7 protein-coding genes are annotated in these 12,049 nt (G+C 47.8%); 5 read left to right on the top strand and 2 right to left on the bottom strand.

The window, feature by feature from the left end:
* Window positions 1–165 precede the first annotated feature (165 nt).
* Window positions 166–1,176: an agmatine deiminase family protein gene (locus MR847_RS04285; RefSeq protein ID WP_287723038.1), complete on the bottom strand. Its 1,011-nt coding sequence runs from the start codon at window positions 1,174–1,176 to the stop codon at window positions 166–168.
* Complete coding sequence (locus MR847_RS04290; protein WP_100426612.1) at window positions 1,173–2,039, bottom strand: carbon-nitrogen hydrolase; 867 nt, start codon at window positions 2,037–2,039, stop codon at window positions 1,173–1,175. Before MR847_RS04290 ends, MR847_RS04285 begins: the two co-directional genes overlap by 4 nt.
* Window positions 2,040–2,172: 133 nt before the next feature.
* Here MR847_RS04290 and MR847_RS04295 point away from each other — a divergent pair, with 133 nt between their 5' ends.
* The 5 genes from MR847_RS04295 to MR847_RS04315 are packed head-to-tail and all read left to right on the top strand — an operon-like array spanning window position 2,173 to window position 11,827.
* Window positions 2,173–3,993, top strand: a complete 1,821-nt coding sequence (locus tag MR847_RS04295; protein WP_287723039.1) for an alginate O-acetyltransferase AlgX-related protein — start codon at window positions 2,173–2,175, stop codon at window positions 3,991–3,993.
* A 40-nt stretch (window positions 3,994–4,033) separates the two neighbouring features.
* Window positions 4,034–4,720, top strand: coding sequence for a hypothetical protein (locus MR847_RS04300; protein WP_287723040.1), 687 nt, complete (start codon window positions 4,034–4,036; stop codon window positions 4,718–4,720).
* The gene (locus MR847_RS04305; RefSeq protein ID WP_287723041.1) at window positions 4,717–6,342 is read left to right on the top strand and encodes a hypothetical protein; all 1,626 of its coding nucleotides are present in this window, start codon (window positions 4,717–4,719) and stop codon (window positions 6,340–6,342) included. Before MR847_RS04300 ends, MR847_RS04305 begins: the two co-directional genes overlap by 4 nt.
* A 50-nt stretch (window positions 6,343–6,392) precedes the next feature.
* The gene (locus MR847_RS04310; protein WP_287723042.1) at window positions 6,393–9,074 is read left to right on the top strand and encodes a TIGR02171 family lipoprotein; all 2,682 of its coding nucleotides are present in this window, start codon (window positions 6,393–6,395) and stop codon (window positions 9,072–9,074) included.
* The gene (locus MR847_RS04315; protein ID WP_287723043.1) at window positions 9,071–11,827 is read left to right on the top strand and encodes a TIGR02171 family lipoprotein; all 2,757 of its coding nucleotides are present in this window, start codon (window positions 9,071–9,073) and stop codon (window positions 11,825–11,827) included. The genes MR847_RS04310 and MR847_RS04315 overlap by 4 nt, the downstream gene beginning before the upstream one ends.
* Window positions 11,828–12,049 lie beyond the last annotated feature (222 nt).

Consider the following 12,049-nt stretch of genomic DNA (forward strand, 5'->3'; position numbering starts at 1 on the left):
GGCAAAGACTGCAAAACCGGCAACTCCGGCTGCCGCAAAACCCGTTGTAAAGACCGTCGAAAACTCCGCTCCGACGAAAACGGTCAAAAAAGAAGTCCCTGCGCAAACAAAAACGCCGGAACGAATGCCTTCGCCCGGCGAATCTCTAGACTTGTTCGGCTAAAATCAGTTTTCTTGCTTGCTGATGCAGTGCAGGCTTCCGCCCTGACGAATGACCGTCGTGGCGTCGATGCCGATGATTTCACGCTTCGGGTAAACCTTCTTGAAGTAAGCTTCGGCTTTTTTGTCGAATTCTTCTTCGTACTTCGGATACACGAGCGCACCGTTCAAATAGATAAAGTTCATATAAGAAGCTGGGAGCGTACCACGCCCGAGTTTTTTTTGCGTCGGAATCTGGACCATATCGACGCGAGCCTTGGAGCCGTAATGACGCTTTAACCACGTTTCGAGAATGGTCTTGTTGCGCAAAAGCGGTTTAAAGTTCACTTTGGACTGGTCTTCTTCCCAAGCCATGGCGACGCACGTTTTCGAGATAAAGCGGACCGCATTGTCGATGTGACCGTCCGTGTGGTCTCCGGCGAGGCCTTCCGGAAGAACGAGCAAATCCTTAAGGCCTAGGGCTTCCTTCAGAGCGTCTTCGACGTGCTTTAAATCCTTTTTGGAATTGCGATGCTTGCCGATGAGGCAGGGTAGGGTCGTGATGCCGAGACCATCGTCATTCACTTCGATGGCGCCACCTTCAAAGATATACGGGTATTCCTTAACGGCGAGCTTCTTCTTTTTAGCGATTGCGAAAGGAATCTTTTCGTCTTTACTCCACGGCGGGAACTTGGCGCCCCAGGCGTTGAACTGGAACTTCACAATTTTTTCTTTACCCGTTCCATTGTAAACGAAGAACGGACCGTAGTCACGGATCCAGACGTCATCGGTTTCTTGTTTGATAAACTTCGGCTTGAACTTGGCTTTCGCAAAGATCTTCTTTTGGGCTTTCGGCAGTACAAAGTCCAGCGGAACAAGCACGTTCACCGGCTGAAAACGGGAGCAGATTTCGATCAGTTCAAAGTAGAAGGCGAAAATCTTTTCTCGATTTTTACCACGCCAGTTCTGTGAGTTGTGCGGAAAAGAAAGCCAGATGGATTTTTGGGTTTCCCATTCGGCAGGGTAGTGCAAGGTCATGGCGTGTCCCAGGTTTTGAGAATGTCTTTGTACAGGTCGGTGCGACGGTCGCGGAAATGCGGCCACCAGCGACGGTTGAATTCAATTTCCGAAAGGTCGATTTCCGTGATGGATGCACCGAGGAAGTCCGATTTCAAATCTTCGATAACGAATCCGTCCGGAGCGCTCACGAAGGAATGTCCCCAGAAAGTTAAGTCGTCTTCTGTTCCGATGCGGTTTGCTGCGACGACGAAAAGGCGGTTCGCAATTGCATGACCGCGCATCACTGTCATCCAGCTGTCTTTTTGACGCTCGTAAAGGGATTCCGGTTCCTTGCAGTCCCAACCGATGGCGGTCGGGTAAATCAGAACATCTGCTCCCTTGAGCGCGTTGATGCGGGCTGCTTCCGGGAACCACTGATCCCAACAGATAAGAACGCCGATTTTACCAGCGGAAGTCTGGATCGGTTCAAAGCCCGTGTCGCCTGGTGCAAAGTAATACTTTTCGTAAAAGCCCGGATCGTCAGGAATGTGACTCTTGCGATAGAGACCCGCAATGCTTCCGTCACGTTCAAAGACATAGGCGCTGTTGTAATAGATTCCACGGGCGCGTTTTTCAAAGAACGGGAACACGACAACGGCGTTCAGCTCCTTGGCTATGGTTTGCCATTCGCTCACCAGGGCATCATTCTTTTCGATGGCCCAGTCAAAGCCCTTTTCGCCTTCTTCGATCGGAAAATACGGGGTGTGGTAAAGTTCCGGAAGAACAAGGATGTCGAGCTTCGAATCTTTCAATTTTTTAGCTTCGGAAACATACCAAGCGTTTGTCGCTTCGGTTGTTTTAAACCATTTACCTTGTAATGTTGCAATGCGGAGTGATTTCATATTCTTAAATTTAGAAAACAGAGCACTTTTATCTATATTATTCTGTATGAAAAATGGGGCTATCGTTTACGTTTTCAATCTGATTTTGATTTTGAGTTTTTGGGGAGGATGCGCGTCGCATTCTGAAACCGTGATGTTGCACGACTTAGGTGTGCAGCCGACGGTTATCGTTAAAAAAATGGGCATTCCTTTTTCGATTGATTCCGTGGCTAAAAATAGCGAACTGCGCCACGTATCCGTTTGGGATTCGATCGACCTTCCGACTCTTGCCGCTTTGGATTTTGCCGCTTATTACCAGAATCCGATTCGTGAAGCGGGCAAGCAGGAACTTCCGGAAAATGCAAAACCTTTGACCGCAGAATTCGACACTTATCCGTTTCCGATGTTTGATTCGCTTGTGGCCGAAGAACCGGAATTTGCGCAAATTCTAAATCCGATCGCCTGGGAGCCGTTCTCTAAGATCCTTTATGCAAAAGGGGCGGGGGATTCTCTTGCGCAAGTCTTCCGCAGTGTGGAAAGCGTCAAGTGGGGGCAGTCGAACGTCTTTGCCGATTTCCAAAAAATTGAAAAGCTCTATCTGTTTGGCTCCAATAAGCAGTACGGCGCATGGTGGGTTCAGGTCGTTCCGCGAAAGTGGACAGGAAAGCAGGCGTTTTGGGCAAGGCTTAAGCGGAAGCCTTCTCAAGCGGAAATCGATATTTTCAAGCGTTACACTTCGCAGCGCTTGAACCTGGAAATGGCTCAGGATTGGATTAAGACGCTTGCCGCTTACTGGTATCCGACCTTCAATACCGACATGGAAGTTCACGAAGTGGGCAAGGAATGGAACGGAGCAAAGCCTTTCGCCGTGATGCGTGGAAATCCGATGGGGACGCCGATATGGGTCGCTTTTGACATTCCGCAATTCCGCAAGGTCGCTTTGAAGTCGGCGGATACAGCCGTAGCCGAAAAGGAATTCACCCGTGCCCTCGACACGAATTCCGCTTGGAGAACGCAGGAACTGGAAAAGCTGCAAGGCGTTTGTCCGGAAACTCCAGAGACCGAAGCCTTTAAGGCGAAGCTTTCCCATGTTCTTGATTCGCTTCCCGCCGGCCAAAATGCTTGGAGTGCAAATGGAATGCTCTGGTTTCGCCGTGATGCGAACTCGTTGCTCGCCAAGGATTTTACCGCTCAGGATTCCTTGCACAATCCGCTTCCGAGACTTTTGGAACTCAAGGCATATCTCGACAGTTTAGGAATTCAGTTCCTGGTCGTGCCGATGCCCACCAAGGAAGCTCTTTATGCAGACAAAATGATCTCCGGTACAGCAGATACGCTTTGCGTGGACATTGCGGGCCGAGACATCATCCGGAAGCTTCTTGCGGCAGGCGTGGACGTTCTGGACGTTTTCCCGGCGCTGCAGGCGGCTCGCGCGAGCGACGATGCTGAGCATTTTTCGTTTCAAAAGTTTGATACGCACTGGGCCGCACCAGGACTCCTTGCGACGATGGAACAGCTCGCGATGAAGGTGACGACTTACGCCTGGTATGAAAATTCCGGAGCGGTACCGGGAACGCTTGAAATGCGTGACACGACCATTTTACGTGAAGGCGATTTGATTCAACAGCTTCCACAGGCCGAGCAGGGAGCTTTCGCCCCGGAAACCCTCGACGTTAAAAAGATTTACAAGAACGGAAAACCTTATGTGGGTGGAAAGAACGCTCCCATTCTTTTGATGGGCGATTCCTTCACCGGAGTCTTTGAATCTGTGGACGGAAAGTCGGGTGGTCCTGGCTCTCTTCTCGCTTTTGCAACCGGTTTGGATGTTCAGGTTGTGACCAGTTGGGGCGGTGGACCGCTTGTGCGCCATCGCATGGTCAAAGACAAAAAATCCTTGAAAACAAAGCGTTTGGTCATTTACATGATGACTCTTCGCGATTTCTGGCAATCGCCATTGGAGTGGGATGTTCTCTAGATCCATTTTTCGATCGATGGTTGTCATTGCATTGTTTGTTATGCTGATTGTCGCTTTGATGTTTGTATTTGCACCGAAGCGCGGACAACACATTTCTTTGATAGCCTCTGCATGTACTTTTGACGGTTTTGAACCGCAGTGTTTTGACCGCAATCCTATGTGGAACGATGGCTTGTATTATTTCGACAGCGTTCTGTATGCGACTAAGGATACGATCAAAGCGATGAAATCCCTCATGTGGGATTTTTGGAAGCTTGAATTTGCTGGCGAAGGTGCGGCATCCATTCCATCTTCGATTTTGGCGGGTCGATCTTTAGAAACTGGAAAAACAGGCTGCGTCAGTGCAACATGGCTCGCTTTGATGGTGGGTGAAGCGCGCAATCTGCGTGTCGATGCGATTCTCGTTCCTGGGCACATGTTCTTTCGGGTGAACGGTGCGAATATGGAACCGAACCGGGAAGGTTATCGCTATTCGGATGAAGAATACCGTCAAAAATATGCAGACGGTTCATGGTCTGGTTATGAATTCCGTCCTTTGTATAAAAAACAATTTTTGGGCTTAGTCGCTTTTAATATGGGCAACTATTACCTTTCGACAGATGCTGAAGTGGCTCTCGGCTGGTACAAAATGGCGAGCGAACTCTTCCCGGCCTTTCCGGGCATCGATAAAAATCGCCGTTTAGCGATTGAAAAGGTAGATCCTAGAGAAAAAGTTCGCATTCGATGAAAATTGCATTGCCCAAAATTCTGTTTGCGATCTGCGTCACGGTCTTTGCTTTTTTTCCGCTGACCGATACCGATATTTGGTGGCATTTGGCCAGCGCAAGGGACTTCTTGGAAAATGGACTTGCGACGGATGATCCCTTTTGCTGGACAGCGTCGAAATCTCCTTGGATCAATGTCCATCTGTATTTTCAGCTCGCGCTTTATGGTGTAGAACATTTTGCAGGAACATTCGGGCTTGTGGCGTTGAAGGCTCTGCTGTGGGGACTTGTCGCCTTTTTGTGGATTCTTCCGGTTAAACGCAAAATACTTCCTGTGCATTTTGCGTTGCTTTTCGCTTTTGCGTTTTTATTCCGCTATGCGTTTGAATGCCGACCAATTCTTTTATCGATGCTTTTTCTTGGCATTTTTTGGAATCTTTTGCCGCAACTGGAAAAACGGATTTCGGCAAAGTGGATCCTTTCGACGGTGGTATTGATCGCTGTGGAATGGATCTGGGTGCGAATGCAGGGCCTTTTCCCGTTGGGATTTGTTCTTGCCTTTTGCGCGATTGCTTTTTCTTTTCAAGACCTTTCCCTTTCTGGAAAAGTGGGGAACGGAATCTTTTTCGTCCTGCTTCTTTTAACGCCGCTAGCTCATACGCAGGGCGTTCTGCTGTGGCTATATCCGCTGGAACTTTTGAACCGTCTTGTGGGCGGTAACGCTTCTTCGCAGATTTTTTCTCAGCAGATTGCAGAAAACCGAGCTCCCACAACCTTGCTTGCACAGGGAGAAAATCAGGCGGCGATGATCGCTTTGCTCGTGGGCATTTTTATTTCGGCTTTTACGATTTTACGGCATCGCCACTTGGCAAAGCCTTTTCAAATCGCATGGCTTGTCATCGGAATGTTTTTGGCGGCTACAGCCGAGCGTAATCTGACGCTTTTCTTTTTCCCGTTTGCCTCGATCGTGCTTTCACATTCGGGTGAGCTTCTTTCTTTGCGGAGCGCCTTGGAAAAGAACCTTTCCGTTTCTAAAAAAATGTTTTCGACGAGTCTCCAAATTTTTACGGTCTTGGGCTTCGCATTTGTCGTTGGGACTTTCGTACGGAGCCTTCCCGCTTATTTTGAAAACGGTTCGTTCAAAACGATTTCTGCGGAACGCCTTCCGAGTGGAGCGGTGGAATTTATGCGCTCAAATCCGCAGTCTGTGTCGTCTCGACTTTTTAACGATGACCGCTCCGGCGGATACATCGAATGGAAACTGCCTGGCGTAAAAACTTTTGCCGATGGACGTTTCATTTTAAAGGATTCCACTTTCCTTGCAAACTATCTAAAATTCTCAGAAAAGCCGGAGGAATTTTTTTCGTTTGCAGATTCACTTTCCATTCAGCGAGTGCTACTTCCGGTGCGTTACATTCCGCTGTGGATTCCGTTAGCGAAAGCCTTGGAACAAAATCCAGAATGGACTTGCGTTTATCAAGATAGCGTCTATGCGGTCTGGGATCATCACCGCATATTGGTCATGGATGCATTAACGTCGGATTATCATGAAAAAATCGCCGTTTTGGACATTCGGGATTCTTCTGTTCATGTTTTGGCTTCTGGGAACGACATTTTGCACCCCGATTTGTGGAAAAACAAATAAAGCAAGCTTTTTGAAAAATGCCAAAGCTGGATGTAAATTCTAACTTGTATATGATGATTTTTCGTTGGATTTGGATTCTCGCTGTTTGTTTGGCAGGCTTGATTTCTTGTACAAATGAAGCCTCGACGGCAGACACATTGTCTGCCTCCTATCACGATATGCAACGCATCGTTTCGCAAGGGGACTCGGTTCAAATTACGGCGGCGAATATCACGTCCCGTTTTTCATATAACTTTTACATCGATGTACACGAAGTCACTGTCGGTGAATATGCGCAAGTTTTGAACGCATCTTTTGATTCCGACGAGAAGGATTATCCGGTAACCGACGTCTCTTTCTATGACGCCGTGTTTTTTGCAAACGAAAAGTCCAAGGCGATGGAACTCGATACCGTTTACAGCTACGAGGGGCTTTCCCGATCCTCGGACGGACACATCATTTTCCTTGAAAAATTCACTACCGATTTCCAAGCGAACGGCTACCGCTTGCCGACAGAAGCCGAATGGATTTATGCAGCCCAAAATGGTTGGAATCCGTCGAAAAATGCTTGGACTTCTGAAAATTCCGATTTTGAAAAACACAAAGTCTGCGAACTTCCCAAAGACAAGAATGGCCTCTGCGACATGGCTGGCAATGTCCTTGAATGGACGAATGACTGGCTTTCTAGCGCTAAGGATATATCTGTTGAAAATTTCGCCGGAGCCTCTCACGCCAATTCTTTGAGTGAAGTGGTTGTCAAAGGCGGAAGCTACCGGAATGCGGCAGCCAACATCCAATTAAAGAATCGTGGCGATGTTTACACGGTTTCGCCTGCAATGCATGCCGCTTATGTTGGATTCCGTTTGGTACGTGGCATTGTGGATTTTATTCAGCAACCGGAAGAAGGCGGCGGCCTTGCTTGGGAATGGAATGTTCAAGTACAAACTTCTGCCTCGGAAATAAAGAAAAAGTTGGGAGCCTTGAATTCCGTTTTGGCGTTCCGCGATGATGAAACGGGAAACCTCGGATATATCCGCTTCGCCTCTTCCAATCCGACGGTGGTTGAAATTGTAGATACGCTGGATGTTTACCATCCGGTGATTTCTCCAGATGGTTCTAAAATCGCTTTCTGCACCAAGCCAGAAGGGATTTCCGGAAATTCCAGTTTGTATGTACGAGATTTGAACGAAACCGGAACAAACCTGGTCAAGCTCGATGTGGAAAGCGCGGCGATTCCGCGTTGGCGAGTTCTCGGCGCGGATACGCAGATCGTTTATGTGACAAGTGCCGCAAATAATGCAAATGATGTGGAATGGAAACAAGCTTCGACATGGAGCGTTCCTTTTGCAAATGGAACGTTTGGAACGCCGACAAAAATCCTGGAAGGCTCTTACAACGGCGGTGTTCTGAACGACGGAACGTTGGCGGTCAGCGGAGCGAGACTTCTCCGGGCAAAGGTAAATGGCCGTGAAGAAGTTTGGCTGGACGGGGAACAGGCTTGCAACGTCTCCCTTTCCGAAGTCTCTCGACAGGTGCTTTTCCTCGACTTTGGAAGTTCTACGGGGGAAGCATTTTCGGGAGAAGCTTATTTGCCACATCAAAAACTTTTGGTATCTGATGCCCGCGGAAATTTGACTGCGATGATTCCTGCTCCGGAACATTACACGTTTGATCATACAGAATGGGTGGAAAACAGCCCGGATTATGCAGTGGCGACGCTTACCGATAACGACGGAGCCCATTCTAAAATCGTTTTGATCAACACTTTGGATTCGTCCATTGTGGAACTGGCTTCCGGAACAGAGCTTTGGCATCCGGATTTATGGATAGACGCCATGGAAGCCGATCAGCAGATCGACCTTGACATGGACAGTGCTGGGGTCTATGTCTTTCAGGGAGATGAATACGTCTATCAGCTCTTGCGAGTCAAGATGGAACTTTTTTGGAACCGGGCGGATTCTTTAGAAGTGGTCTGCTTGGGAAGTTCACGTGTGGAAGATGGAATTATCGCTCAAAAATTAGACTCATCCTATGCTGCTGTGAATTTGGGACATCCCGGAAATACGCTTTCTTTTACCTTATTTATCGCGGAAAATTACGTATTGAATCATGCGCACAAGTTGAAAGCCCTTGTCATCGCTTTGGATATCGACATTTGGCAGGCTTCTGAAAACGCTTATTTCAATCAATTCCAAAAATACCCAGGCACTGTTTATGATAGAAACCATCACTATTGGAAAAACGGAACTCCGTCCTATTTCCCCCAAATGGTTCAATCCTCCTACGCAGAACCCAATATTCGAAATACCTATCTGAACACATTAGGTTTTAACGCCTTGGAACCTCAAGGTTGGGGGGAAGTTTCCGAAGTCAATGTGGATTCTATGTGGGCTTCTATCCATCCTGAAATTATCGACGCACAATGGTTGATGTTGGAAAATTTCTTGACTCTAACAAAAGCTCGGGGAATTTCTGTCGTCGGTATTATCTTTCCGCAGTCTCCCTTGTATAAAGAAACGGGTTCTTTTGGCCGTTACGGTCCCCAGCGTTCGGTTGCAGTTTCCATTATCGAAGGCTTAAATGCTCTGCAAAAAAAATATCCGAATTTCGTTCTGATGGACGAAAACAAAATGGGCGATCATGATTATTCCGATGCCATGGCGTATGGTGTTGATCACCTGGCGACTCCTGGTGCAGAGCGATTGACGGATCGACTGGATTCCGTATTAAGGACGTTGGAGACATTCCAGTGAAAGTTTGGAAGATTTTTCTCTTTACCTTGCTTGGCCTCTTTTTCGCAGGCTGTTTGGAATCGTCTCCAAATACAACCAGTGACAAAGTCGATGATCCCACGTATTCGAATAATACCGATCCGACTCTCGAAGGGATGATGTTTATCTTTGCCGAAAATTCAGAAACCATTCTCGGCACGCAAGATTCGACCGCTCGCGCTAGTGAACGTCCGCAGATGAAGGTGGACTTCGATTACAACTTTTCCATCGGCAAGCATGAAGTCACTTGCGAAGAGTTCAAAACTTACAGTAAAATGCAAATGGAATGTGCGGGAGATTCGTTGCCGGTTACCAACGTCAACTATTATGACGCCATTCTTTTTGCAAACGAAAGGAGCAAGGCGGAAGGTCTTGACACCGCATACGTTTACAGTACAGCCTTATTTGACGCCGATAATCACTGCCTTTCGCTTGGAAATTTAATTTTCCGCACCGATGTCGAAGCCTACCGGCTTCCCACCGAAGCGGAATGGACTCTTGTAGCCTCCAAGAATTGGAATCCTTCCAAAGGTTGGAATTCCAATAATTCCAAGTACAAGGTTCACACGGTCTGCTCGTCCGATACGAGTGCGTCGGTCTGCGACATGGCAGGAAACGTCAGCGAATGGGTAAACGACTGGCTTTCAAAATTCAAAGACACGACACTTTCAAATTTTGCAGGCGCTCCTGATGGCGGAACCCTTGGCGAACGCATCATCAAAGGCGGCAGCTTCCGCGATGCTCCGAATGCGACAACCCTTTACAGCCGTGGCGATGTTTACACAGTTACCTCTTCGACAGCGGCGGATTACGTCGGTTTCCGTTTGGCGATTGGAAAAATTCCCAATCCGACCTGGATGAGTTCCACGGGGAATGTTTCTTCTTCTGTCATCAGCGTGCTTGCCAGTGCCGGCGAAATGCGTTCCTATACAGGTTCTTTCCATACAAAGCTCGCTTTCCGAAACGATGAAACAGGAAATCTGGTTTACATCGATTATTCCAATGCAATCCTTTCCGCAATCGAAATCGCTGATACCATCGACAGTTTCCATCCCGATATTTCTCCTGATGGAAAGCGAGTTGCTTTTTGCACAAAGCCGGAAGGGATTTCGGGAATCTCAAGCTTGTATGTGCGCGATTTGAACGAAACAGGTTCGAATTTGGTAAAGCTGGATGTCGAAAGCGCGGCGATTCCGCGTTGGGGCATTCTCGCCTCGGGCGATACCGTCATCCGCTACGTGGACGATGCGGGTAACAATACCGATGACGCTACATTCCAAGCCCATGCACTGTGGCAGGTTCCTTTCAGCGATGGAAAGTTTGGAACTCCCGAAAAGCTTCTTTCCGGAAATTACCACGACGGCTATGACGCCGAATCGGAATTTGCCGTTTCGGGCGCACGCCTTCTCCGCGCTCATCGAAATGGAAAAGACACCGTCTGGTACGGTGGGGAACAGGCTTGCAACGCTTCGCTTGCAAATGATGGAACTAAACGAACGCTTTTCCTCGATTTCGGGGGCTCTATCGGTCAAAGCTTTGCAGAGACCTCTTACAATGCGCACAAAGCCCTTTTGGTCGCAGACAGTACGGGAAACTTGACGCAGGTGATTCCTGCTCCAGATGGCTATACATTTGACCATACTGAATGGATTTCTGGTTCTACATCAAACGTGGCGATAGCGTTGCTCGCCAATGATGCAGGCGCCCATCAAAAGATTGCCGTCGTCGGGCTAAGTCGAGCCAAAGTTTTTGAAATTGTCGAAGGGGAAGAACTGTGGCATCCTTGCCTTTGGACAAAAAGGACGGAAAAATTTTCTGAACTTTTGAATAGCGACAGTGCGGGAATTTATTACACTTCTGCAGGCGGAGCAGTAGATGTCATCTTGCGTTACAAAATGGAACTGCTTTGGGAATACCGCAATACAGCGAACGTGTTGATCCTTGGATCGTCTCGTTCCAATGCAGGCGTTGTTCCGAAAGAATTGGACTCCGCTTATTTTGCCATCAACGCTTCGAACGTTCCCAATTCTCTGTACGAAACCCGTTACCTGTTCGAAAATTATGCTTTGAACCACATGCCAAATCTTAAATATTTGGTCGTCTCTTTGGACATCGACATGTGGTGGAAACAGAAGACCAATGAAATCGAAAACTACTTTTACAAAGCGTACAAGAAATCTCCCGGATTTGTCTATGACAAAAATCATGAATTTTGGAAATCCGGGTACCCGGCAGGTCTTGCGGAACATACTGAAAATTCGCCAGGCAATTCCATCTACCGCGAATGGTTGATTCCAACTCGAGGCTATAAGAATGAAGCGTGCTACGGCTGGGAAGAAGAAGCTTCCGTCGATAAAATCGTCACTTGGTACGAAGACAATCCGGAATTTTTCAAAGCCAATGTGGAAGAGCTTGAAGCGATTCTTGCACTCGCTTCCAAAAAGAACATCACCGTCATCGGTGTGATTTTCCCGATGAGCCCCAAATTTGTCGAAACGAACTCTTTTGGCCGTTACGGGCTTAGCCGTTCCAAAGCTCCGGAACTCATCGACAGCCTCCAAAGCCTTTCGAAAACCTATACGAATTTTGTGCTGATGGATGAAAATAAAATGGGGAACCACGACTACACCGATGCGGATGCCCAAAACCGCGACCATCTCTGTTCCGTCGGAGCGATTCAAATGACTAGACGCTTAAACAGTCTGCTCGACTCCTTGGAACAACTCCATCCATAAACTCTTTTGTATTTTATTATTAGTGTCCGGAGAAAATTTTCAAAACGTCTAGACCCCAGAATTTACGCGGTCTAGACTTTTATTTTGCCGTTGCAAGCCCCCTCCCTAGAAATTTGGACGCTACGATGGGCAAGGTGGATGCTGCAGCATGCGTTCCCAGTCCCTTGTGGGATGTTCAAAAAAGTCAAACATGTCAATGTAGAGCATCAGGATTATTCGCAT

The sequence above is a fragment of the Hallerella sp. genome (assembly GCF_022776125.1).
Lineage (GTDB): Bacteria > Fibrobacterota > Fibrobacteria > Fibrobacterales > Fibrobacteraceae > Hallerella > Hallerella succinigenes.

Excerpts from the sequence above, each read along its gene's own strand:
- MR847_RS04285 (WP_287723038.1), bottom strand. The coding sequence starts at position 1,176 with ATGACCTTGCACTACCCTGCCGAATGGGAAACCCAAAAATCCATCTGG.
- MR847_RS04290 (WP_100426612.1), bottom strand. The coding sequence starts at position 2,039 with ATGAAATCACTCCGCATTGCAACATTACAAGGTAAATGGTTTAAAACA.
- MR847_RS04295 (WP_287723039.1), top strand. The coding sequence starts at position 2,173 with ATGTTGCACGACTTAGGTGTGCAGCCGACGGTTATCGTTAAAAAAATG.
- MR847_RS04300 (WP_287723040.1), top strand. The coding sequence starts at position 4,034 with ATGCTGATTGTCGCTTTGATGTTTGTATTTGCACCGAAGCGCGGACAA.
- MR847_RS04305 (WP_287723041.1), top strand. The coding sequence starts at position 4,717 with ATGAAAATTGCATTGCCCAAAATTCTGTTTGCGATCTGCGTCACGGTC.
- MR847_RS04310 (WP_287723042.1), top strand. The coding sequence starts at position 6,393 with ATGATGATTTTTCGTTGGATTTGGATTCTCGCTGTTTGTTTGGCAGGC.